Origin of the sequence: Mesorhizobium sp. C089B, assembly GCF_030323125.1 — a bacterium.
GTDB lineage: Bacteria > Pseudomonadota > Alphaproteobacteria > Rhizobiales > Rhizobiaceae > Mesorhizobium.
Window position 1 is genome coordinate 6,200,788 of record NZ_CP100469.1, and the last position, 22,325, is coordinate 6,223,112.

20 protein-coding genes are annotated in these 22,325 nt (G+C 63.8%); 10 read left to right on the plus strand and 10 right to left on the minus strand.

Features of this window, described 5'->3' with window-relative positions; genetic code table 11:
- Nucleotides 1-32 precede the first annotated feature (32 nt).
- The 3 genes from NLY44_RS30280 (at nucleotide 33) to NLY44_RS30290 (ending at nucleotide 2,793) form a co-directional block, all read left to right on the plus strand.
- The gene (locus NLY44_RS30280) at nucleotides 33-971 is read left to right on the plus strand and encodes an ABC transporter substrate-binding protein (RefSeq protein WP_023670567.1); all 939 of its coding nucleotides are present in this window, start codon (nucleotides 33-35) and stop codon (nucleotides 969-971) included.
- A gap of 66 nt (nucleotides 972-1,037) precedes the next feature.
- Nucleotides 1,038-1,931, plus strand: coding sequence for a sugar phosphate isomerase/epimerase family protein (locus tag NLY44_RS30285; protein ID WP_023686814.1), 894 nt, complete (start codon nucleotides 1,038-1,040; stop codon nucleotides 1,929-1,931).
- Nucleotides 1,932-2,550: 619 nt separating this feature from the next.
- Complete coding sequence (locus NLY44_RS30290; RefSeq protein WP_023670565.1) at nucleotides 2,551-2,793, plus strand: DUF768 domain-containing protein; 243 nt, start codon at nucleotides 2,551-2,553, stop codon at nucleotides 2,791-2,793.
- Between the two features lie 33 nt (nucleotides 2,794-2,826).
- Here NLY44_RS30290 and NLY44_RS30295 read toward each other — a convergent pair whose 3' ends face one another.
- Together NLY44_RS30295 and xseA are read right to left on the minus strand one after the other, a co-directional pair.
- The gene (locus NLY44_RS30295) at nucleotides 2,827-3,945 is read right to left on the minus strand and encodes a DmpA family aminopeptidase (protein WP_023804495.1); all 1,119 of its coding nucleotides are present in this window, start codon (nucleotides 3,943-3,945) and stop codon (nucleotides 2,827-2,829) included.
- Between the two features lie 8 nt (nucleotides 3,946-3,953).
- Entirely contained in the window at nucleotides 3,954-5,627 is a 1,674-nt protein-coding gene (gene xseA, locus NLY44_RS30300) for an exodeoxyribonuclease VII large subunit (RefSeq protein WP_023686817.1), read from the minus strand.
- 91 nt (nucleotides 5,628-5,718) lie between these two features.
- Between xseA and NLY44_RS30305 the strand changes: the two genes are divergently transcribed.
- Nucleotides 5,719-7,917, plus strand: a complete 2,199-nt coding sequence (locus NLY44_RS30305) for a bifunctional diguanylate cyclase/phosphodiesterase (protein WP_023723354.1) — start codon at nucleotides 5,719-5,721, stop codon at nucleotides 7,915-7,917.
- A 6-nt stretch (nucleotides 7,918-7,923) separates the two neighbouring features.
- Here the strand turns inward: NLY44_RS30305 and NLY44_RS30310 are convergent, their stop codons facing one another.
- A complete protein-coding gene (locus NLY44_RS30310; protein WP_023804494.1) occupies nucleotides 7,924-8,880 on the minus strand; it encodes a LysR substrate-binding domain-containing protein in 957 nt (318 codons plus the stop codon).
- Nucleotides 8,881-9,058: 178 nt separating this feature from the next.
- On the opposite strand from NLY44_RS30310, the gene NLY44_RS30315 reads away from it, so the two are divergent.
- Nucleotides 9,059-9,349, plus strand: a complete 291-nt coding sequence (locus NLY44_RS30315) for a DUF1127 domain-containing protein (protein WP_023670560.1) — start codon at nucleotides 9,059-9,061, stop codon at nucleotides 9,347-9,349.
- Between the two features lie 233 nt (nucleotides 9,350-9,582).
- On the opposite strand, the gene NLY44_RS30320 is transcribed toward NLY44_RS30315, so the two are convergent.
- The 4 genes from NLY44_RS30320 to NLY44_RS30335 all read right to left on the minus strand — a co-directional run bounded on the left by NLY44_RS30320 (nucleotide 9,583) and on the right by NLY44_RS30335 (nucleotide 13,636).
- On the minus strand, nucleotides 9,583-10,644 hold the full coding sequence (locus tag NLY44_RS30320; RefSeq protein WP_023804493.1) for a DUF937 domain-containing protein: 1,062 nt from the start codon (nucleotides 10,642-10,644) through the stop codon (nucleotides 9,583-9,585).
- Between the two features lie 90 nt (nucleotides 10,645-10,734).
- Nucleotides 10,735-12,108 (minus strand): glutamate--cysteine ligase, encoded by a 1,374-nt coding sequence (locus tag NLY44_RS30325; protein ID WP_023670558.1) that lies wholly within the window; start codon nucleotides 12,106-12,108, stop codon nucleotides 10,735-10,737.
- Between the two features lie 114 nt (nucleotides 12,109-12,222).
- Complete coding sequence (locus NLY44_RS30330; RefSeq protein WP_023715634.1) at nucleotides 12,223-12,957, minus strand: 16S rRNA (uracil(1498)-N(3))-methyltransferase; 735 nt, start codon at nucleotides 12,955-12,957, stop codon at nucleotides 12,223-12,225.
- A 31-nt stretch (nucleotides 12,958-12,988) separates the two neighbouring features.
- Nucleotides 12,989-13,636 (minus strand): hypothetical protein, encoded by a 648-nt coding sequence (locus NLY44_RS30335; protein ID WP_023692351.1) that lies wholly within the window; start codon nucleotides 13,634-13,636, stop codon nucleotides 12,989-12,991.
- Nucleotides 13,637-13,722: 86 nt separating this feature from the next.
- Here NLY44_RS30335 and NLY44_RS30340 point away from each other — a divergent pair, with 86 nt between their 5' ends.
- Both NLY44_RS30340 and NLY44_RS30345 read left to right on the plus strand, forming a co-directional pair.
- Nucleotides 13,723-14,421, plus strand: a complete 699-nt coding sequence (locus tag NLY44_RS30340) for a type 1 glutamine amidotransferase (protein ID WP_023692350.1) — start codon at nucleotides 13,723-13,725, stop codon at nucleotides 14,419-14,421.
- 277 nt (nucleotides 14,422-14,698) lie between these two features.
- Complete coding sequence (locus tag NLY44_RS30345) at nucleotides 14,699-14,839, plus strand: hypothetical protein (protein WP_006206855.1); 141 nt, start codon at nucleotides 14,699-14,701, stop codon at nucleotides 14,837-14,839.
- Here the strand turns inward: NLY44_RS30345 and NLY44_RS30350 are convergent.
- Genes NLY44_RS30350 through NLY44_RS30360 form a run of 3 tightly spaced genes read right to left on the minus strand, consistent with a single transcriptional unit; the run spans nucleotide 14,836 to nucleotide 17,605 of the window.
- Entirely contained in the window at nucleotides 14,836-15,603 is a 768-nt protein-coding gene (locus NLY44_RS30350; RefSeq protein WP_023804492.1) for a metallophosphoesterase family protein, read from the minus strand. The two genes, NLY44_RS30345 and NLY44_RS30350, sit on opposite strands and share 4 nt — an antisense overlap.
- Nucleotides 15,604-15,658: 55 nt before the next feature.
- Entirely contained in the window at nucleotides 15,659-16,795 is a 1,137-nt protein-coding gene (locus tag NLY44_RS30355) for an alpha-hydroxy acid oxidase (RefSeq protein WP_023727716.1), read from the minus strand.
- 12 nt (nucleotides 16,796-16,807) lie between these two features.
- Nucleotides 16,808-17,605, minus strand: a complete 798-nt coding sequence (locus NLY44_RS30360; RefSeq protein ID WP_023695102.1) for an FCD domain-containing protein — start codon at nucleotides 17,603-17,605, stop codon at nucleotides 16,808-16,810.
- A gap of 205 nt (nucleotides 17,606-17,810) precedes the next feature.
- On the opposite strand from NLY44_RS30360, the gene NLY44_RS30365 reads away from it, so the two are divergent.
- The 3 genes from NLY44_RS30365 to glcE all read left to right on the plus strand — a co-directional run bounded on the left by NLY44_RS30365 (nucleotide 17,811) and on the right by glcE (nucleotide 22,323).
- Nucleotides 17,811-19,133: a DUF3422 family protein gene (locus NLY44_RS30365; RefSeq protein ID WP_023695103.1), complete on the plus strand. Its 1,323-nt coding sequence runs from the start codon at nucleotides 17,811-17,813 to the stop codon at nucleotides 19,131-19,133.
- A gap of 264 nt (nucleotides 19,134-19,397) precedes the next feature.
- A complete protein-coding gene (locus tag NLY44_RS30370) occupies nucleotides 19,398-20,894 on the plus strand; it encodes an FAD-linked oxidase C-terminal domain-containing protein (protein ID WP_023686828.1) in 1,497 nt (498 codons plus the stop codon).
- Nucleotides 20,895-21,111: 217 nt separating this feature from the next.
- On the plus strand, nucleotides 21,112-22,323 hold the full coding sequence (glcE, locus tag NLY44_RS30375) for a glycolate oxidase subunit GlcE (protein WP_023804491.1): 1,212 nt from the start codon (nucleotides 21,112-21,114) through the stop codon (nucleotides 22,321-22,323).
- Nucleotides 22,324-22,325 lie beyond the last annotated feature (2 nt).

Here is a 22,325-nt window from a genome sequence, read left to right on the forward strand (position 1 = left end):
CGTGAGAGGCGCGGGGCAATTGGAGGAAAGCAATGAAGACCATCGCTAAACTGCTCTGCGGCGTCGCACTCGCGGCTGCCGCCATCGCGCCCGCATCGGCCAAGGACCTCAACAAGGTCGGCATCTCGGTCGGCCTGCTCGGCAACCCCTTCTTCGTCGCGACCATCAAGGGTATCGAGGACGCGGCCAAGAAGATCAACCCGAAGGTCGAGGTAACCTCAGTGTCGGCCGACTACGACCTCAACAAGCAGGTCTCTCAGGTCGATTCCTTCATCGCCGCCGGGGTCGACGTGATCATGCTCAATGCGGTCGATGCCAAGGCGATCGGCCCGGCGGTGAAGAAGGCGCAAGCAGCGGGCATCGTCGTTGCCGCCTTCGACGTCTCGGCGCCAGGCGCCGACGTCACCGTGATGACCAACAACGTCAAGGCCGGCGAAGAGGCCTGCCAGTATCTGGTCGACCACACCGGCGGCAAGGGCGACTACGTTATCCTCAACGGCCCGGCGTCGTCGTCGATCCTGGAGCGGGTGAAGGGCTGCAAAGACGTCCTTGCAAAACACCCCGACATCAAGATCCTCTCCGATGACCAGAATGCCGAAGGCTCGCGCGACGGCGGCCTGAAGGTCTTCCAGTCGCTGCTCACCCGCTTCGACAAGATCGATGCGGTGTTTGCCATCAACGATCCGACGGCGATCGGCGCCCAGCTTGCGGCCAAGCAGCTCAATCGCTCGGAGTTCATCTTCACCGCAGTGGATGGCGCTCCCGATATCGAGAAGGAACTCGCTTCCGGCACCTCGATGATCAAGGCCTCGGCTTCGCAGGATCCCTACGTGATGGCTGGCCAGTCGCTGACGATGGCGGCTGAGCTGCTTGCCGGCAAGAAGCCGGCGGAGCCGACCGTGCTGCTCGACCCGAAGCTGATCACGGCCGAGAACCTGAAAGACTACAAGGGCTGGACCGCAGCCCGCTAAGCCTCCCAAGGCCGATGCGGCCGGGGCAACCCGGCCGCATCTCAATTCCAGAAACGGGAGACGATCATGTCGCGCATCGGTATTCATTCCTTCGTCTGGTCGGCGAGTTCGGCGCAAGGCGACCTCGAACGCACGCTGGCCAACACCAGAGAGGCCGGCTTCGACCTGATCGAGTTCTCCTATCTTGACCCCGCCAATGTCGACGTTGGCGGGCTGGCCAGGCGCATCGCCGACCTCAAGCTTGGCGTCGCGATCAGCATCGGCCTGCCGGCCGACGGCGACATTTCGAGTGCCGACAAGGCGGTTGCCGCGCGCGGCGTCAAGATCCTCAACGAGACGATCGCGCTCACCCGCGATCTCGGCGGCCAGAAGATTGGCGGCATCCTCAGTACCAGCCACGGCTTGCAGACGCAGGCGCCGACGCGCGATCAGTGGAACCGCAGCGCGGGGACACTTGCGAAGGTTGCGGAGACGGCCAAGGCCGCCGGCGTCACACTCAATCTGGAGATCGTCAACCGCTTCGAAAGCAATCTGCTCAACACCGCTTCACAAGGCCTGGCCTTCATCGCGGACACCGGCTCCGACAACATCTTCCTGCATCTCGATACCTTCCACATGAACATCGAGGAGGCCGATGTCGGACTGGCTATCCGTCATGCCGCTGACAAGATCGGCTATGTCCATATCGGCGAGAGCCATCGCGGTTTCCTCGGCACCGGCAATATCGACTTTGCCGCTATCTTCGATGCGCTGACCGCAATCGGCTATAGGGACGACCTCAGCTTTGAATCCTTCTCGTCGAAGATCGTCGACGAGAACCTGTCACGGAAGACCGCGATCTGGCGCAATCTGTGGGCCGACAATATGGAACTGGCCCGGCATGCGCGCGCCTTCATCGCAATCGGGCTGGAGACGGCGCAGCGAAAGGCAGAGCTTGTTGCATCGAGACATCGTCCTTAGGAGGAGCGCGCTGCCAAAGCGCCAATGTTGTCGTTCATCCGGCCCGCGCCTTACGTGCAAGGAATCGACGTCGGAGGCGCTGAGTGTGGCGGAGGCAGTCGAGCGGGTGACGCTGACGAGAGCTTTCTGATTTTGGCCCACGAAACGCAATAAAATCAACATCTTCATACGCCCTCCGGGGCCATCCGATCTCCATACTGGACGGGGATGACGTTTGACACAGCGCGGCGGAAAGAAGCAGGATGGCTGATAGAGTCGACATCGCATAATGATGTCACTATATAGCGGCGGCTTCGACCGTGTAGCTGTGGCGGTGTACCACGAAGAAGCAGAAAATGTGTTACGCGTTGTGATCCCTATTGTGATACAAATCGGCCGTCGACAGCAGGAAAAGATCGTAAGAACAACAGCATAGAGCCGAAGCCGATCCCGGCCAACGTACCACTCTATCAACCATCAGAACGTGCTCATTGAACCCTTCCCTTCATTCGGCTCTTCGGACCTCCGACAAGATCAACTTGCCGGGCGAAGCCGACTCGGTTCGAATGGCAGCATGCATCCTTTACCGGGTGCGGACGTTTACGGTTACCAACCGGCATAGCCGCCAGGGAAAAGCAGTATGAGTGAACATGCGATCGAGTTCTTGCGCGGATGGATCGGTGAAAAGGTCCACTGCCAGCACTCGCCGGTAAAGATCGAGAAGCAGGCCGAGACCCTCGCCAAGGAGTGCGCGGCCAAGGCCGCTGAGGTCGGCATTCCGCTGGAAGATATCCAGGAAGAAGTTGGCGACATCCAGGAACTGATCGCATCGCGGCTCGAAGAGGCGGCCGAGGCCGACCAGAGCAACGCGGCCAAGCCGTGACGCAACAGGCCTGGCGCCGCCAGGCCTTGTCCTCTATCCAAATCGATCTTTCAGCCAGGCCTTCGGCAGCGCCGGCACGAAATTGCCGTCGCGTCCGCTCATATCCTCGTTGGCGACCATTGCATTGAGGATCGCCTCCTCTACGCCTTGCGCCACCGCATCGAAGAACGGATCGATATCGACGTCCGGGATGTAAGCCGCGTTTGCGGTTCGTCCCGACGGTGCAAGTGCTGCTTGCGGATTGGCGGTGGTGAAGGCCAGAAAAATGTCGCCCGAACTGTGGTAGCCGAAGTCGCCTGTCATGGCGATGCCGAGCGGCACGCGCTTTGCCAGCCGCTTCATCTGGTGCGGCAGAAATGGCGCATCGGTGGCGACGATGGCGATGATCGAGCCCTTTTCGGCACGCGGCGTGCCTTCGCGCATCGCGGGCTCCACCAGATCGGGCCCGACGCGGGCGCCGCGCAGTGTGAAATTGCGCCGCTTGCCGAAATTCGCCTGCACGAATACGCCGACCGTATGCCTGATGCCCTGCCACTCAACGATGCGCGATGCCGTGCCCGAGCCGGCCTTGAAGCCAAAGGCAATCATGCCGGTGCCGCCGCCGACACTGCCTTCCTCGATCGCTCCACCGGCGGCACCGTCGAGCGCGGCTTCGACATGTTCGAAGCCGACGTGATGACCGTTGATGTCGTTGAGGAAACCATCATAGGTCTCCGCCGCAACCGGCAGGCCCCAGCCGCTTTCGAGCGCCGCCGACAGCACGCGTTGCATCCAGCGCAGCGTGCCGTCGCGGGTAACGCCGCAGGAATGCGTGTTGGTGATCGTGACGGGCAGGTTGAAGGCGCCGACTTCCTCGATAATGTGCGACCCCGTCAACTCGCCATTGCCGTTCTGGCTGAAGACACCGGCAAACACCGGCGTGGCGAGCTCAGCCAACGGCCGCGGCAGGATGGCGGTGACGCCGGTGCGCACCGGCCCCGTGCCAACCTCGAGCAGACCCTCGCCGGAAATCAGCGTCGCATAGCCGACCGATACGCCGGGCACATCGGTGATGGCGTTGAAGCCGCCCGGCGTGCCCTCGAAGGCAATGCCGAAAGCACGGGCGCGCGGCTTGCCCGCCGGCGTTTGAAGATGCGGGTCATGTCCGGTCATGCGGTCCTCTAAAAAAGCGAGCCCTGATTGCCCGGTTCTTTCGGTTTGCTGGCCGTCGGCTTTGCGGCGGGTTTGCTGGCGGGCGGCGTGGCCGCTGGTTTGGCAACGGCCTGCACCCGCTCGGCGTCGCCGGTCGCGACTGCATTTACGATACCGTCGGCGAACTCCAGCTGCAGGCCAGCGCCCGGCGCCACATCAACTGCCAGTTTGATCACCGCGCCGTCGGCATCCTTGACCAGCGCGAAGCCGCGGGCCAGCACAGCCTTGTGCGACAGCGTTGCCATCAGCCTCTCGGATTGGACGATGCGGCCGCGCAGTCGCTCCAGCCTGAGCAGTACCGCTTGCGTGCCGCGTCTCGTCAAAGCTGTCAGCAGATCCCTCTGCACGGTTTGCCGCCGTGCCGTTGGCTCGATCGTAATGCGGCCTTGCAGCAAAGCCAGTTGCTGCCTGTGCCGTTGCAGGGATGCTTTCGCACATTTTGGCAACTGATCCGCCGCACGATTCAACTCCGCGCGCCGGGCTCTCGCCAATGCGCGCAGCGCCCCTTGAGCGCGCAAAAGGTTGCGGTCGTTGGTGCGTCGCGCCTCGGCAATTCGCCGCGACAGCGTTGCCGGAGTGAGCTTCACGGCGAAGAACCGAGCTTGCTTTCTTTCGGTGGAGACCATCAGCCCCCGGCTAAGCCGGCTGGCCGCCTCGTCCAGCCGCCGTCGCGGCAGCGCCAGCAACTGGTCGGGCGAGGGCAGCGCGCGGGCGGCCGCACGCGAGGCCTGCCGCTTGCGTTCGAAATTGCGCAAGGTAGCTGCTTTGAGACGTGCGCCAAGACTGGCTAGTGTCGCTTCGAGGTCCGCTTTCACCGGCACCGCGATCTCCGCCGCGCCTGTCGGCGTCGGTGCCCGCATGTCGGCGACGAGATCGATCAAGGTCCAGTCGGTCTCGTGGCCGACGGCCGAAATCACCGGGATGCGCGAGGCAGCGACGGCGCGCGCCAGCCCTTCATCGTTGAACCCCCAGAGGTCCTCGAGGCTGCCGCCGCCGCGCGCCACGATCAGAAGGTCGGGCTGGGCAATCGCTCCATCCCAGGCCAGCGCGTTGAAGCCGTTGACGGCCGCCGTCACTTCCGCCCCCGCCGTTTCGCCCTGCACTCTCACCGGCCAGACCAGCACATGCAGCGGAAAGCGGTCCTTGATGCGATGGATGATGTCACGGATGACCGATCCGGTCGGCGAGGTGACGACGCCGATGGTGCGCGGCATGAAGGGCAGCCGCCGCTTGCGGCCGGCATCGAACAGCCCTTCGGCCTGCAGTCGCCGCTTGCGCTCTTCCAAAAGCGCCATCAGCGCCCCGGCGCCGGCGGGTTCTAGATTGTCGATGACGATCTGGTAGTTGGATTTGCCGGGATAGGTGGTGAGTTTGCCGGTGGCGATCACCTCCATCCCCTCTTCGGGGCGGAATTTCAGCCGGCTCATCGTGCCTTTCCAGACCACGGCATCGAGCCGCGCGCGGTCGTCCTTCAGGGTGAAATAGGCATGGCCGGAAGAGTGCGGCCCGCGATAGCCGGAAATTTCGCCGCGCACCCGCACATGGCCGAAGACATCCTCGACCGTACGCTTCAGCGCGCCGGAAATCTCGCTCACCGTGTATTCGGTGGCATTGGTTCGTGATTCGGATTCTGCGTCGCTCATCGGCCGATTGAGCGGCTGTTGTCGCTCCGCGTCAAGATTCCATAACTTGATCTTAAGCCTGGCCTGATTGACTCTGGGCCAAGGAGGACGCATGAGCGCCCGCAAACAACGCAGCCCGTTGACGTTCCAGGTCACCCTGACGGTGCTGACGCTTGCCGTTTTTGCACTGGCCATCGTTGTCGGCTTCGGCCTTTACGCCACCATGCAGGCCGACCGGGTCTCGCTCGAGCGGGAGAAGGTTTTCCTTGCCAACGGCCTGCAGGACCAGATCGCCGCGGTAAAGCGCGAGCAGGAAAGCGTCGCCGTCTGGGATGATTCCGTTATAAACGCCAAGGCCGGCAACCAGACCTGGATGGCCGAGAATTTCAGCGTCTGGATGTACTCGTATTACGGCCACAACCGGGTCTATGTGCTGGACAACGCCAACCGGCCGGTCCACGCCATGCGCGAAGGCAAGGTCGTGTCGCCTGCCGTCTTTGGCGAGGACGAACCCGCTTTGCGGCCGACCATCGCCAGGTTGCGCCAGATGATGAGCAAGGACGCAAGCCAGGCCGGCGCAAAATTCGTTGCCGACGATCTGGTCTCGCTTGGCGGTCAGCCTGCCATACTCAGCGTCATGCCTCTGGTGCCGAGTTCGGATCGCGTCACCCAGGCATCCGGCAGCGAATATCTGCATGTCTCCATAGAGTTCATCAACGACGCGGTGATCGGCAAGATCGCGCAGAAATATCTGCTGGCGGGGGCGCATCTCCTGCCGATGGCTCAGCCGCTTGGCTCGGCTGCCATTCCGCTTATCGACAAACAGGGTGTCATCCTCGGCTATATTGCCTGGGACCAGGAACGGCCCGGCCTGACGCTGGTGGGCAAGGCCAGCCCGGCCCTGGCTCTGGCCGCGCTGGTTGCGGCGAGCGTGCTCGCCTTTCTGCTCCGGCGTCTGCGCCGTGCGTCATCGGCGCTGCAGACCAGCCAGGCCCAGGCGCAATATCTCGCCTTTCACGACACGCTCACCGGCCTGCCCAACCGGGCACTGTTCGAGGACAGGCTGCGGCGTGCCTTGCTTACCTCCGGCAATGAAAGCAAGGTCGCGCTGCTTTATCTCGATCTAGATCGCTTCAAGCATGTCAACGACACGCTTGGTCACCCGGCAGGCGACGAACTCGTGCGCCAGACGGCGGCCAGGCTTCAGCATACGGTTCGCGACGTCGACACGGTGGCAAGACTGGGTGGCGACGAATTCGCGGTGATCCTGATCGATGTCCGCGACGTAAGGAACGCCGAGGATATTTCCGAGAGGGTGCTGCAGAAACTGCAGGAGCCGTTCAAGCTGATGGACGATCAGGTCTTTATCAGCGCCAGCATCGGCATAGCCTTGTCGACAGGCCCTGATGCCGACGCAGACGATCTGCTGCGCAAGGCCGACATCGCGCTCTACGAAGCCAAGAAGAACGGCCGTGGCCGCTACCAGGTCTTCGCCGGCGACATGGACGACCTTTTGCTGCGCAAGCGCAAGGTCGAGAGCGAGCTGCGCAGCGCGCTGAATGGCGGCACCGGTATCAAGCTCGCCTACCAGCCGGTCTTTGCCAGCGACGGCAAGACCATTGTCGGCGCCGAGGCGCTGATCCGCTGGGCGCATGAGGTCCATGGCGCACTGCCGGCGGCGCAGTTCATCGCCATCGCCGAGGAACGCGGCATGATCGGGCAGCTCGGCGCATGGGCCCTGCTGGAAGCCTGCCGCTTCGCCGTGAAGACCAAACTGCCGTGGCTCGCCGTCAATGTCTCGCCGCTGCAATTGCGCGACGCCGGCTTTGCCGAAGAGGTTGCCTCGATCCTCGCCGAAACCGGACTGGCGCCGAAGCGCCTGCAGCTCGAAATCACCGAAAACGTTCTCCTGGAAAACAACGACACCACCAGAGCGGCTCTGGCAGCCTTGCGCCAGTCGGGCGTCGGCATTGTGCTCGACGATTTCGGCACCGGCTATTCGTCGCTGAGCTATCTGCGCCGCCATGCCATCGACAAGCTCAAGATCGACCGCTCCTTCGTGCGGCTTCTCGACGGCGACGGCAATTCGGGCGCCATCGTCAAGGCGCTGATCGATCTCGCCGGCGCGCTCAAGGTCGAGGTCACCGCCGAGGGCGTAGAGACCGAGGTGCAAAAGGCGCTGCTGGTCGCCATGGGCTGCCAGCAGCTGCAGGGCTACCTCTTGTCGCCGCCGCTGGAGCCGGCGCAATTGGTGGCGCTGCCCGGCCTGTCGTCGGCCAACGCAACGACGGAGGCGGCAGCGTCGGCCTGATCGTTCCTACCAGCCAGGCAGGATCTGGTTCGGCTTGCTCCGCTTCATCTTGGCGAAGGCGAGCGAGGCGAAATCGAAGCTTCCCGTTTCTTCGCCGAGCGGCACGGAAATATTGTCGAGGCTTTCCGAGATGTGCCGGGCCAGAGCTTCGACGATTTCGGGACGCGAGGTCTGGCCGCGCATGATGCCGATGCGGCAGTCGGGCAGGGCGCCAAAACCGTCGGCTTCGCCCAGCACTCGCATGCCGGGCCGCAGCGCGCATTCCGGCAGCACCGAGATCGCCAGCCCCGACAGCACCGCGGCGGTGATGACGGTGGCCGAGAAGCTGGTGAACAGGATTCGATAGTCGCGGTTTTGCCGGTCGAGCAAATCGACGGCGGCGCGCCGCCAGATGCAGTTCGGCCGGCCGAAGGCCATCGGCAGCACTTCCTGTTCGTGCGTGGCATGGTTGGCCGAGGTCACCCATAGCAGCGGCTCGCGCCGCACCACTTCCGACTGGCCGCGCGTATCGTTGTGCGTCACCAGCGCAAGATCGAGATTGCCGCGCTTGATATGCTCGACCAAGCCTGGCGTAGGCTCGCAGATGACGGTCAGTTCGACGCGCGGGTTTGACCGTGTGAAGCGTGCCATGATTTCGGGCAGGAACCGGTCGGCATAGTCGTCGGGGGTGCCGATGCGGATGGTGCCTTCGAGCCGCTGGTCATCGAAGGCGGCCAGCGTTTCGCGGTTGAGATAGAGCAGGCGGCGCGCGTAGGAGAGCAGCTTGTCGCCTTCCTCGGTCAGCCTGTTGGTGCGGCCGTCCTTTTCGAACAGCGGCTTGCCGATCCGCTCTTCCAGCCGGCGCATCTGCATCGACACCGCCGATTGCGTGCGCAGCACTTCCTCGGCCGCGCGGGTAAAGCTGCCGGTATCGGCAATCGAGATGAAGGTCTGCAACTGGTCGAGATCGAGTGGCGCTTTCATCGGTCCAATCCATCAGTAGCGTTGATGCTAAAGATTAGAAACATTCGTTGGATTAATCAATCGGTGCGTGGCAAATTCACATTGTCCACATGAAGGCATGTGAATCGAGACCGGAACGGCCGCTGTCCCCAGCGCCGATCGCCTGGTCTTGTCCAGTTCGAGTCTGAAGGAGACCGACATGACCACGTTTGATTTCGCCACCGAGACCTCGCGCATCACCTCGCGTCCGGCCGTTGCGACGCGCGTGGCCAACACCCTTCTCAATGCCTACCAGGCCTGGAAAAATCGCCGGGCCTTCTATCGCCTCGGCGAGATGTCGGACGCCGAACTCGCCGATATCGGCCTGACGCGCGCGGATCTCCATGTCGCCATCGATGTGCCGTTCGGCGCCGATCCGACCGTGAAGCTGCGTGCGATTGCGAGCGATCGCGCCGATACAATCGAAGATCTCGCCCGCCAGATAGCGTGATATCGGGCGCATTGTTTCGGTTGCCGTGAACCTTTCTCAGGCTCGCTACGACCAACGAGTATAGCAGGCTCCCCACTCCCTGCCGGTTCCCCGCCGGCCAGCCTGCACACTGGCCCGGTCCTCCTCCAAGACCGGGCTTTTCTTTTAAAGCTCCGTCGTCATCGTGCGGTCTGCGCCGCGTCGCTTCGTTCCTTGCTCCGAAGCCGCGAAGGTCAGCGCCCAACTACCGCCAACTACCGCCGGTCCATGTCCCGCTTGAACTGGTCGAAGATCGTTTCCACACCCTTCTGATAGTCGTCGCGCTGCTGGGCGCCGGTCTCGAACATCTTGCCGAAAATATCGTCGAACGGATTGCGTGGCCTGCCGCTCGGATTGGCCTGCGGTTGCGGCGCCTGGCGCTCCTGCGGTGCCTGTCGCGGCTGGGGTGCTTGCGGCTGCTGCGGCGCCGGCTGCCCACCGGGCAGGCCGAAGCCGCCACCACCGCCTTGCCGCATCATCTCTTCAAAAATCTTGCCCAGCGGGTTGTCGCCGTAAGGGCTCTGCGTCTGTTGCGGCTGTGTTGGCTGCTGCGGCCGGCCCTGCGGTTGCTGTGCCGCGCCACCGCCGAACATATCCTGCAGCACCTTGCCCAGCGGATTGTCGCCATAGGGGTTGGGCGCCTGTTGCGGCTGGCTTTGCGGCTGTTGGGCGCCGCCGCCGAACATGTCCTGCAGCACTTTGCCCAGCGGGTTCTCACCGTAAGGATTGGGTGCTGGCTGCGGCGCAGGCTGTGCCCCGCCGCCCGCCTGCCGCATCATCTGTTCGATGATCTCGCCGAGCGGATTGCTGCCGCCGCCGAAGCCACCGGCGGCCTGCATCTGACCCCCGGTCAACTGGTTTGTCGTCTGCTTGAACAATCCGCCCATCACCATCGAAGCGATGGCCGGCAGCATCTGCTGCAGGATCTGCTGGCTGACGCCGGTCGCCTGCGCGGCCTGGCTGGCCACCGCGCGCGACAGCTCCTTCGAGCCGAACAGATGACCCAGAATGCCATTGCCCTCATTGACGCCTTGCGGTGAGAAAGCCCTGGTCGCGTCCTCGAAGTATTTGGCGTGCTGGCCGCTCGCCATCGCCGTGATGAAGGCGCCGAGCCCATAGGGATCGGCGGTGTTGCGTTGCAGCCCTTGCGAGAAGGCCGGCAGCAGAGCGGCGACAGCCGCCTGCGTCTGCTGCATGGAAAGCCCGTACTGCTGGGCAAGCGCCTGCATGCCGTTGCCGTTCTGCGCCTGCGCCAATATGTCGAACAAGGTAGGCATCGGTTTCTCCTCCCGGAAATCCTCGAGGGAGAACCTAGTTCGTTTCGATGTTCGATTGAAGCGGCTTTTGCCGCTGCTCAAGGCGCGACGCTAATAAGCATATTCCATGAACACCGGCTCGATCGAGCCGCCCCAGCGCGTGTGGTAGGCCGACAGCATTTCCTCGGCACTGGTGGTACCGCGCGCCACGACTTCGTCCAGCGTGTTGAGGAACGAGGTCTCGTCATAGCCGTCGCGGTTCTTCCTGCCGCGATTTTTCAGCCCAAGGCGCGAAATGGTCATTACATCGCGGCCGATCTCACGCAGCGTCGTGTTGCGGAACGGCGCGGAAATGCCTTGTTCCGGCACCGCATTGCGCATCGCCAGCGTTTCTTCATACGTCCAGCTCGAAGTCAGCGCCTCTGCGGCGTCGAGCGCGGCCTCGTCATAGAGCAGCCCGACCCAGAAGGCCGGCAGCGCGCAGATGCGGCGCCACGGCCCGCCATCGGCGCCGCGCATTTCGAGGAAGCGCTTCAGCCTGACGTCAGGGAACAGGGTCGACAGATGGTTCGCCCAGTCGCCCATGGTGGGCAGTCCGTCCGGTACTTCATTGCGGGCAACGCCGGCCATGAACTGGCGGAAGGTGATGTGCGTCATGTCGTGATAGTGGCCGTCGCGGATGACGAAATACATCGGCACGTCGAGCGCCCATTCGACATAGTCGGCAAAGCCGAACTCGGGCGAGAAGCAGAATTCGAGCAGGCCCGAGCGCTGGTTGTCGGTGTCGCGCCAGATGTCGCCGCGCCAGCTCTGCAGCCCGTTCGGCCGGCTGTCGGTGAAGGGCGAGTTGGCAAACAGCGCCGTCGACAGTGGCTGCAGCTTCAGCGACACCTGCATCTTGCGGCGCATGTCGGCTTCGCTTTCGAAGTCGAGGTTCACCTGGATGGTGCAGGTGCGATACATCATGTCGAGACCCTTGGTGCCGACCTTGGGCATGTAGCGGGTCATGATTTCGTAGCGCGATTTCGGCATTTTCGGCGTCTCGGCCAGCGACCATTTCGGGCTGCCGCCGAGGCCGAGAAAGCGGATGCCCATCGGCTCGGCGATCTCGCGGACCTGCGCCAGATGCGCATTGCCCTCGCGACAGGTCTGGTGGATCGTTTCCAGCGGCGCGCCCGACAGCTCGAACTGGCCGCCCGGCTCGAGCGAGATCGCGCCCTGGCCGGTCGGCTCGACCAGGCCGATGATGCGGCCGTCATCGATGATCGGGTCCCAGCCGAGCTTTTGCTGCATGCCTTCGAGGATGGCGCGGATGCCGCGCTCGCCGCCATAGGGCACCGGCGCGTTGCCGTCGACATAGAAGGGGAACTTCTCGTGCTCGGTCCCGATGCGCCACTTGTCGCGCGGCTTGTTGCCTTCGGCCAGATGCTCGACCAGTTCGTCGATGCCTTCGATTGGCCGGAAATCGGTTGTGTCGCGCGCCATGGGGCCCCCTCTGCGGCTCTCGGAGCCCGCCGGCGCTAAATGGACGAAATGTCAGCAGCCGATCAAGCGAAAAATCCTGAGCCACAGGTCAACAGGAATTGATCTTTACGCTTCTTACCAGTCTCCGACCGTCGCCTGCATCACCGCAAGCGCCGCTACAGCTGCTGTGTCAGCGCGCAGGATGCGCGGTCCGAGCGGGATGGCAGTGACGAAGGGGAGCGCCCGCAGCATCTTGCGTTCGTCATCGGAAAAGCCGCCTTCCGGCCCGACCAGCAGCGCCAGCTTCCTCTCAGGTATTGCCTGCAATGCCGGCAGCGGGTTGTTGGTCGAGGCATCCTCGTCGCAGAAGATAAGCCGGCGTTCCTTGTCCCAGCCGGAGAGCAGGCGCTCGAATTTCTCGGCCTCGCGCACTTCCGGCACCGCCAGTATGCCGCATTGCTCGGCCGCCTCGACGACATTGGCGCGCAGCCGGTCGATGGAGGGTTTTGCCACTTGCGTGTGCTGGGTGATCACCGGCTGCAGGATGCCGGCGCCCATCTCGACCGCCTTCTGCACGAGATAGTCGAGCCGGCCCTGTTTCAGCGGCGCAAAGCAATAGATCAGGTCAGGCAGGGGCGGTTGCGGTCTCTGCGAGGCCAGCACCTTCAGCCGCACCGCCCTTTTCGACCTGGTGGCAATCGCCGCCGACCACTCGCCGTCGCGGCCGTTGAAGACCAGGATCTCGGCGCCTTCGCCGAGCCGCAGCACATGCGTGAGATAATGGCTCTGCTGCTGGCCGGCATCGAATTCGATGCCTGCCGCGAGGTCGTCCGGCACGAACAGCCGCTGCATCTTGTAATTGGCGCGCATCGCCGAGGAATGGGCGAGGCGGTGCCTGGCGTCAAGTCTCGGCGGAACGATGCCACACCGGTTCAAAACCGTGCCGCAGCACCGAAACGGTCGTGGCCGGTGTGAGCAGGCGCAGCGACCGGCCGGCAAGGCTGTCGAAGGCCGCCGCATCGCCATAGCCTGCGAACGACCAGGGCAGCGCGTTGCCGCCGCGCAGCGCATAGGCCGAGCCGCCATCCGCGATCATCGCTCCGTCCGGCAATTCGGCAAGCTCTCCCATGGTGACATCAGGTGGCTTGCCGCCCGAAGCCAGCCGCTCCTTGTGCAGCCGCTTGTCCACCATTGGCGCGCGCGGTTCGTTTACACCGAAGACTTTGCCGAAACGCCCGACAAAATCCGTGGCTCGCTCACGCCGGCAATAGAAACAGGGACGGTGCCCGGCGGCCAGCGCCGTCACCTCGTCGAGGAAGAACAACTCGGTCCAGCCGGCCCTGCCGCCCGGCCGATTCCTGCCCATCGGCTCGCGCCGCACATTGCGGAATTGGCAGACGCAGATGATCCAGGCCGGCAAGGCCCAACGCTTTTTCAGCAGCGTCTTGGTCTCAGGATCGTGGATGATGCCGCGATTGCCGGTGAACAGGCCGCGCTCGGATATGGCATGGATGGCGCCGAACGGATCGACCCGGTTCTGCAGTGGCATAGCTCTCTCCCGAATGCGCATCTTGGCTGCAATGCTGGCGACATGATATCGCTCGTCGCGTCATTTCATGTCAGCAGGGTTTTGCGATGCGGGTGCTGGTGGTCCAGAACTACGACAACACCGGCCTTGGCCAGGTTGGTGCCGCGCTCGCCGAAGCCGGCGCCGATCTCGACCTGCGCCGGCCCTACAAGGGCGATGCGCTGCCGGACGACGCGACCGGACACGATGCCATGGTGATGCTTGGCGGCGGTCAGAATGCGCTGGCCGACGATGACTACCCGTATTTCCCGGCGCTGCTCGAACTGACCCGCGATTTCGCCGCCAAGGATCGCTCGGTTCTCGGTATCTGCCTGGGCAGCCAGTTGGTTGCCCGCACTTTCGGCGGTGAGAACCAGATCGGCGGCGCCTCGGAATTCGGCTGGCACAAGGTATCGCTGACGCCGGACGCCAGAACCGATCCGGTGCTTGGCGCACTTCCCCAGGATTTCCCCATCTTCGAATGGCACGACGACACTTTCGCGCTGCCGTCAAATGCGGTGCGGCTTGCCGGCAGCGAAATTGCCGAGAACCAGGCGTTCCGAATCGGCCGCGCCGTCTACGGCTTCCAGTTCCATTTCGAGGCCGACCGGCCGATGGTGAGGGACTGGAGCACGTCCTTCGCGCCGCTGATTGCCGATCGCCATCCCGACTGGCACGATCGCCTCGACAGCGAAATGGCTCTCAACGGCCCCGAGGCTGATGCCGCGGGCTTGGCCATTGCCCGCGCCTGGGTGGCGACGATCTGAACCCAGCCAACGCGCGGCCGTTGCATAATTGGCACGCGGCGGGGAATCTGCCGGGGACAACTTCTTTCGTCCTTGGTTTGTGGCCGAACGCCATCCTACAAGGCGCGCGCTATGCATCGGCAATGCAACCGCGATGAACCTTCTGTGTGATCCGCGCGACACACCGCCGATACAGAATCGACCTACAAGCGCGAAATCGTCGAAACTTTGAGACGAATTCTCGGTTTCAACCCATTGGTAACCGCCTCGTGCCCAGATGCAGGAAGCTCAACTAGAGATGACGTCCGTGAAAGCAGCGCTTCTGTCCTTTGTCATGCTGTCTGCCATCGTTTTGTGCGGTCTCGGCATTTATTCCGCCGATGCAGCCAACAACCATCAGGCCGTCGACGGCTACGGCGTCACCGCCGCGCTTCGCTAAAACGCTTTTCCCTGCACAGTCAGGATACGCTTGTCCGCGCCGTCCACGGCGAGCGCGCTGAGCATGCCTGACTGCCAGGCGAGCGTGTCGACATTGACGCGGTTCGGCATCACCTCCGCCTGCGGCACCGGTGTGTGGCCGTGCACGATCACCTTCGGGTAAAGCCCTGGATGGTTGTGGAAGACGTCGCGGATCCAGACCAGATCCTGCGGGCTCTGGCTCTCCAGCGGCACGTCAGGCCTGACGCCGGCATGGCAGAAGAAGAAATCACCTGATATCAGTGACAATTGCAGCGACCGCAGGAAGTCGACATGGGCTTGCGGTACAGCATTGACCAGTGCCTGGTGTCCCCGCCGTAACGCCTCGGCCTTGCCGAACCAGCTTGCGTGTCCCGCTAGGTCGACGCCATAGGATTGTGCCGTCTGCACGCCGCCATAGCGGATGAACAGCCCTTCCGGGTCAGGCTCGTCGAGAAAATCGAGGAAGCCGATATCGTGGTTGCCGGCGAGCATCAGATGCCGTGGATCGCGTTTCTGTACCTCGATCAGGAAGTCTATGACGCCCTTGGACTCTGGTCCGCGGTCGACATAGTCGCCGAGGTGGATGACGCGCCAATCGCTGGTCGGCTTGTATTCGAGTTCGCTCTCGATGCGGCGATGCATGGCGGCGAGCAGATCGAGCCGGCCATGCACGTCGCCGATCGCATAGAGGCGCATGCCATCGGGTGCGCGCGCGTCGAGGTAGTGGATGCCGGTCTCGGTCAAGGCGGCTTCGTCTCCGTGATCCAGCGAGGCTAGGGTCTAATCGGTGAACAAGACCCTATCGCCGCAACTGGTCCTTGCCCATCTCGGTCACCAGCCGTTTGCCGCACAGTGCCAGCGTGATGTCCATCTCCTTGCGGATGATGTCCAGCGCCAGGGTCACGCCTTGCTTGCCCATGGCGCCCAATCCGTACAGGAACGGGCGGCCGATATAGGTGCCCTTGGCGCCGAGGCAAAGCGCCTTCAGCACGTCCTGGCCCGAGCGGATGCCGCCGTCCATATGCACCTCGATCCTGTCGCCGACGGCATCGGCGATCTCTTCCAGCGCCATGATTGACGACGATGCGCCGTCGAGCTGGCGCCCGCCATGGTTGGAAACGATGATGGCGTCGGCGCCGGTCTCGACCGCCATCAGCGCGTCCTCCTTGTCGAGAATGCCTTTCAGGATCAGCTTGCCGCCCCAACGTTCCTTGATCCAGGCGACATCCTTCCACGACAGATGCGGGTCGAACTGCTCCGTCGTCCACGATGCCAGCGAAGCGACGTCGCCGACGCCCTTGGCATGGCCGACAATGTTGCGGAAGGTGCGGCGCTTGGTGCCGGCAATGCCCATCAGCCAGCGTGGCCGCATGGCGATGTTGGCAATGTTGGCCAGCGTCATCTTGGGCGGCGCCGACAGCCCGTTGCGGACATCCTTGTGGCGCTGCCCCAAGATCTGCAGGTCGAGCGTCAACACCAGCGCCGAGCATTTTGCAGCCTTCGCCCTGTCGATCAGGTCGAGCACGAAATCCTTGTCGCGAAGCACGTAGAGCTGGAACCAGAACGGCTTCTTGGTCACCGACGCGACATCCTCGATCGAGCAGATGCTCATCGTCGACAGCGTGAACGGCACGCCGAATTCCTCTGCCGCCTGCGCGGCCAGCATCTCGCCATCGGCATGCTGCATGCCGGTCATTCCAGTTGGGGCAAGCGCCACCGGCATCGCCACTTTCTCGCCGATCATGGTCGATTCCAGCGAGCGGTTGCTCATGTCGACCAGTACGCGCTGACGGAATTTTATCTTCTGGAAGTCCTCTTCGTTGGCGCGGTAGGTGCTTTCGGTCCAGGCGCCGGAATCGGCATAGTCGAAGAACATCTTCGGCACCCGCCGGCGCGCCAGGTCCTTGAGATCGGCAATGGTGAGGATGTCGCTCATGGTGGTTCCTCGTTAGCCAGTCGTCTTGAAGCCGTCGTCGGCGTCGGAGCGCTGCTTAAGCCTGAGCCGCGACACGCGCTGCCAGTCGCCGCTGCGTTCGGCCTCGAGCATCGAGCGCTCGACATATGAGATATGGTCCATCGCCGCCTGGCGGGCAGCTGAGGGATCGCCGGCCTTCACGGCTTTGTAGATCGCGCCGTGCTGGGCCAGCAGCGCCTCGCGCGCTCCGGGCACGCTGAACACCAGAAGCCGGTTCTGGAACACGCCTTCAGACAGCAGCCGGTAGCAGGAGCGCAGCGTGTGCAAGAGGATGATGTTGTGCGCGCATTCGCACACAGCATGGTGGAACTCGACGTCGATTTCCGCCTCGTCGTCGAAATCGCCGGTGCGGTGCGCCTCGTCCATGCGCGCCATGATGCGGTCGAGCAGCGCAATGTCGTCCGCTGTCGCGCGCCGCGCCGCATATTCGGCCGCAACACCTTCGATCTCGCGGCGGTATTCCAGATAGTCGGTCACCGCCTTGCGGTGCATCGAGATAAGGTCGGTCACCGGCTTGGTGAACAACTGGCCGATGACGTCGGCGACATGGGTGCCGCCGCCGGCCTTGGTGATCAGCAGCCCGCGCCCTTCCAGCGCCTTCAGCGCATCGCGCAGGATCGGCCGCGACACGTCGAACTGGCGCGCCAGCTCGCGCTCGCCCGGCAGCCGGTCGCCGGTGCGCAGCACGCCTTCAAGGATCAGGCTTTCGATCTGCTGCACCACCTCGTCGGCGGTGCGCGAATGCTCGATCCTGGAGAAAATATCGCTCAACGGGGGCCTGGGAAATTGAACCGGCGTCGCGCAAGATAAAGCCAGCGTCGCCAACTGGTCAAATTATTTATCCAATTTGCCCAATCGGGTCGGTCTGCGCGTCGCGCCGGCAGGACCTACGATGCTAGACTTTGGTGTTTACGCGCCTCATGGATTGCCTTTAGAGGACGCCATCACACGAAGGGTCGAGAACAGGGGGACCACCGTGTCGGACGAGACGTCCAACCTCGAATTCCAGCCGCGCGCCCAGGGCAGCGTGATGGGCTTTCCCGCGCATGAGGGACGGCCTGGCGCGCTTGGCGAGGTCCATGCTCGGCCGCATCCGCTGATCGAGAAGCCGCGCGTGCTTGTGCAACTCGCCTTCATGACCGAGGGCGGCTCCGGCGTCGACATGGCCGTGCTCTCCGAACTGTCGCGGCGCCTCGGCATCGCGGCGCCCGACCGTCATGCCCGCCACCACGCCATGAAGTGGGGCAAGGGCACGCTGCGCTGGGAGCGGCATACGGAATTTTCGACCTATCTGTGGGAAGGGCCGCTGGCCGAAAGCAGCAGGGCGCAGGAGGATTCTCCTTTCGGCAACGGCTTCTCGCCGCCGGGAACGGTGATCTCAGGTATAAGGCTGGAGATCCGCAAATGGACGCCGGTAAGCGAGAAGCTGATTGCGGCCTTCGACCCGACGAGCCTCTGCTATTCGCTGGTCGAGCGCGGCAATGCGGCCATAGTCACCGATTTCCGCCAGGACGGCGACGGCCTGACCCGCATCCTGGTGCTTGATCGCGGCCTGACGCCGGCGCGGACCGGCGCGCTGTCGCAGCGGCTGATCGACGTCGAGACGTATCGCACGCTTGCCATGCTCGGCCTGCCGCTGGCGCTGACGCTGTCGGGCCGCGCCCGCCGCATCGAGGACCGGCTGGCGCAGACCACGCTGGAAATGAAGGTCGCTGAAACCCGCGACAGCCAGACGCTGCTCGCCGACCTGACCGAGCTTGCCGCTGAACTCGAGGCTGATGCCGCCTCCAGCCTCTATCGCTTCGGCGCCAGCCGCGCCTATGACGGCATCGTTGTCGAGCGGCTGGAAGCGCTGGACGAAGAAGCCGTGCCCGGCTACGACACTTGGGGCGGCTTCCTGCAGCGGCGGGTGGCACCCGCCATGCGCACCTGCCGTTCGGTCGAGGAGCGCCAGGCCAACCTGTCGCGAAAACTGACCCGCGCCACCACGCTGCTGCGCACTTGGGTCGATGTCGAGGTCGAGAAGCAGAACCGCGATCTGCTGGCGTCGATGAACAACCGCGCCCGGCTGCAACTGCGGTTGCAGCAGACGGTGGAAGGCCTGTCGGTGGCAGCAGTGTCCTACTATGTCGTCGGCCTGATCTCCTATCTCGCCAAGGGCGCATCGATCTTCGGCCATGCCTTTGCACCCGAAATCGTCACTGCCGCGGCGGTGCCGGTCGCCATCGTGCTGGTCTGGTGGGGCGTGCGGCGAGTCAGGCGGATGCACTCCGAGCCGGCGAAACATCCGGGGGAGTAGGAGCGCACTTTACCCTCCCCCTTGTGGGGAGGGTCGATCCGCATAGCGGATCGGGGTGAGGGTGCTCGTAAAGAGCTTTCGTCGCGCGGACCCCCACCCCGCTCACTGCGTTCGCGACCCTCCCACAAGGGGGAGGGTTAAGATCCATAGCGGCAGATTGCCGCTGCGGAAGGCTGGCAGTACGCTCTTTGCCCGACGCGGTGTTTGCAACATCCGGATGTAACTGGTAAAAGATTTTTACCAGCCAAGCGGAGGACGCCGCCAATGTCCGGCCTTGTCATGCCCAAGCCAGACGACGCCACGATGCGAAGGCGCGCAGAGATCGTCGCCGATATGCGCATCATCGTGCCGGGCGAGGGCGTCGTCGACGCCACCAACGAAATGCGCGCCTTCGAAAGCGACGGTCTCACCGCCTACCGGCAATTGCCGCTGGTCGTGGTGCTGCCGGAAACGGTGGCGCAGGTGTCGCGGGTGCTGAAATACTGCAACGACCGCAACATCCGTGTCGTGCCGCGCGGCTCCGGCACCTCGCTCTCCGGCGGCGCGTTGCCGCTCGAGGATGCCGTGCTGCTGGTCATGAGCCGCTTCAACCGCATCCTTGCCATCGACTATCCCGATCGCGTCGTCGTCGCTCAGCCCGGCGTCACCAATCTCGGCATCACCACCGCCGTCGAGCAGGAGGGCTTCTACTATGCGCCCGATCCATCCTCCCAGATCGCCTGCTCGATCGGCGGCAATGTCGCTGAAAATTCCGGCGGCGTGCACTGCCTGAAATACGGCCTGACCGCCAACAATGTGCTGGGCATTGAGATGGTGCTGATGAACGGCGAGGTGGTGCGGCTTGGCGGCAATCATCTGGACTCGGAAGGCTATGATCTCCTCGGCGTCATGACGGGGTCCGAAGGCCTGCTCGGCGTCGTCACCGAGGTCACCGTGCGCATCCTGAAAAAGCCAGAGACGGCCCGTGCTCTGCTGATCGGCTTTCCGACCAGCGAGCAGGGCGGCCAATGCGTCGCCGACATCATCGGCGCCGGCATTATCCCTGGCGGCATGGAGATGATGGACCGGCCGGCGATCCATGCCGCGGAAGATTTCGTCCACGCCGGCTATCCCCTTGATGTCGAGGCGCTGCTGATCGTCGAACTCGACGGGCCGGGCGTCGAGGTCGATCACCTGATCGGTCTCGTCGAAGCGATCGCCTACAGGAACGGCTCCACCACATGCCGCGTCTCGCAATCCGAACAGGAGCGGCTGAGCTTCTGGGCCGGTCGCAAGGCGGCCTTCCCGGCGGTCGGCCGCATCTCGCCCGACTATTACTGCATGGATGGCACCATCCCGCGCAAGGAATTGCCGGGTGTGCTCGCCGGCATGCGCGAACTGTCGGAGAAATACGGCCTCGGCGTCGCCAATGTCTTCCACGCCGGCGACGGCAATCTGCATCCGCTGATCCTCTATGACGCCAACGTGCCGGGCGAACTCGACAAGGCGGAAAGTTTTGGCGCCGACATCTTGCGGCTCTGCGTCAAGGTCGGCGGCGTCTTGACCGGCGAGCACGGCGTCGGCGTCGAGAAGCGCGATTTGATGCCGGAGATGTTCAACCAGATCGACCTCGACCAACAAATGCGCGTCAAATGCGCCTTCGATCCCAACCATCTGCTCAACCCGGGAAAAGTGTTCCCGCAACTGCGCCGCTGCGCGGAGCTTGGACGCATGCATGTGCATCGCGGGCAGGTCGCGTTTCCGGATATTCCGAGGTTTTGATGGGGGCGGAATGTCTCACGTCGGCGATCCTTCGCGCCCCCCTCTGTCCTGCCGGACATCTCCCCCACAAGGGGGGAGATCACCAGTCATCTCTGCCTTCGCCAATCTTCGACGTTGCTAGAGAGGCGCGGTCGCCAAAGCTGCTAATCTCCCCCCAAGTGGGGGAGATGTCCGGCAGGACAGAGGGGGGCACGAAGGAACTCGACCCATCTTCGCCATGACGACCTTCACCCCCACCACATCGGCCGAGATCCTCTCCACCGTCCAATGGGCGGCGGCGGAAGAGTCACCTTTGGAAATCATCGGCCACGGCTCCAAGCGCGGCATCGGCCGGCCACAGCAGAGCGAACACACGCTGGATCTTTCGAAGCTCACCGGCGTCACCCTCTACGAGCCGGCCGAGTTGGTGCTGTCGGCCAAGGCCGGCACGCCGCTTTCCGAGATCGAAAACCTGCTCGCCGAAAACGGCCAGCAGCTCGCCTTCGAACCGATGGATTACGGTCCTTTACTCGGCGGCGAGCCCGGCAAGGGCACCATCGGCGGCGTGCTCGCGGCGAACCTGTCCGGTCCGCGCCGGCTGAAGGCGGGGGCTGCGCGAGACCATATTCTGGGCATCAATGCGGTTGCCGGACGCGGCGAGGCTTTCAAGTCCGGCGGCCGCGTCGTCAAGAATGTCACCGGCTACGATCTGTCGAAGCTGATGGCCAACAGCTGGGGCACGCTGGCCGTGTTCACCGATGTCACCTTCAAGGTGCTGCCGGCGGCCGAGACCGAGGTGACGCTTGCCATGCGCGGCCTACTCGACGATGCCGCCTCTGCCGCCATGGCGCTGGCGCTCGGCTCCAGCGCCGAAGTGTCGAGCGCGGCCCATCTGCCCGAACGCATCGCCGCGCGCGTTGCCGGGGGCAGTCTAGGCACTGACGCTGCAACGCTGCTGCGCGTCGAAGGGTTTGGCCCATCGGTCGCCTATCGCATTGAGGCGCTGAAGACCCTGCTGAAAAATGCCGGCCCGCTGCAGGAGATCGCAGGTGAGACATCGCATACCCTCTGGCGTGACATAAGGGACTGCACGCCATTCGCCGACCGTAGCGAAAAGCCGGTCTGGCGCGTCTCCATGGCGCCGTCTCAGGCCCATCAGATGGTGCTGACGCTGCGCATGCAGATCGGTGTCAGCGCCTTCTACGACTGGCAGGGCGGGCTGGTCTGGCTGCGCATGGAGGAGGGCGATCCCGAGGCCGCCCTGCTGCGCGGGCTGATCAGAAAGCATCGCGGCGGCCACGCGACGCTGGTGCGCGCCACCCCTTCGTATCGCGCCGCCGTTCCGGTGTTCGAGCCGCAGGCGCCGCATCTGGCCGCACTGTCGGCGCGGCTCAAGGCCGAGTTCGATCCCAAGTCCATCCTCAATCCCGGCCGCATGGCCCAAGGCTAAGA

Bases quoted from the DNA above. Each gene is read 5' to 3' on its own strand.
- NLY44_RS30280 (WP_023670567.1), top strand. From the start codon at position 33: ATGAAGACCATCGCTAAACTGCTCTGCGGCGTCGCACTCGCGGCTGCC.
- NLY44_RS30285 (WP_023686814.1), top strand. From the start codon at position 1,038: ATGTCGCGCATCGGTATTCATTCCTTCGTCTGGTCGGCGAGTTCGGCG.
- NLY44_RS30290 (WP_023670565.1), top strand. From the start codon at position 2,551: ATGAGTGAACATGCGATCGAGTTCTTGCGCGGATGGATCGGTGAAAAG.
- NLY44_RS30295 (WP_023804495.1), bottom strand. From the start codon at position 3,945: ATGACCGGACATGACCCGCATCTTCAAACGCCGGCGGGCAAGCCGCGC.
- xseA (WP_023686817.1), bottom strand. From the start codon at position 5,627: ATGAGCGACGCAGAATCCGAATCACGAACCAATGCCACCGAATACACG.
- NLY44_RS30305 (WP_023723354.1), top strand. From the start codon at position 5,719: ATGAGCGCCCGCAAACAACGCAGCCCGTTGACGTTCCAGGTCACCCTG.
- NLY44_RS30310 (WP_023804494.1), bottom strand. From the start codon at position 8,880: ATGAAAGCGCCACTCGATCTCGACCAGTTGCAGACCTTCATCTCGATT.
- NLY44_RS30315 (WP_023670560.1), top strand. From the start codon at position 9,059: ATGACCACGTTTGATTTCGCCACCGAGACCTCGCGCATCACCTCGCGT.
- NLY44_RS30320 (WP_023804493.1), bottom strand. From the start codon at position 10,644: ATGCCTACCTTGTTCGACATATTGGCGCAGGCGCAGAACGGCAACGGC.
- NLY44_RS30325 (WP_023670558.1), bottom strand. From the start codon at position 12,108: ATGGCGCGCGACACAACCGATTTCCGGCCAATCGAAGGCATCGACGAA.
- NLY44_RS30330 (WP_023715634.1), bottom strand. From the start codon at position 12,957: ATGCGCGCCAATTACAAGATGCAGCGGCTGTTCGTGCCGGACGACCTC.
- NLY44_RS30335 (WP_023692351.1), bottom strand. From the start codon at position 13,636: ATGCCACTGCAGAACCGGGTCGATCCGTTCGGCGCCATCCATGCCATA.
- NLY44_RS30340 (WP_023692350.1), top strand. From the start codon at position 13,723: ATGCGGGTGCTGGTGGTCCAGAACTACGACAACACCGGCCTTGGCCAG.
- NLY44_RS30345 (WP_006206855.1), top strand. From the start codon at position 14,699: ATGACGTCCGTGAAAGCAGCGCTTCTGTCCTTTGTCATGCTGTCTGCC.
- NLY44_RS30355 (WP_023727716.1), bottom strand. From the start codon at position 16,795: ATGAGCGACATCCTCACCATTGCCGATCTCAAGGACCTGGCGCGCCGG.
- NLY44_RS30370 (WP_023686828.1), top strand. From the start codon at position 19,398: ATGTCCGGCCTTGTCATGCCCAAGCCAGACGACGCCACGATGCGAAGG.
- glcE (WP_023804491.1), top strand. From the start codon at position 21,112: ATGACGACCTTCACCCCCACCACATCGGCCGAGATCCTCTCCACCGTC.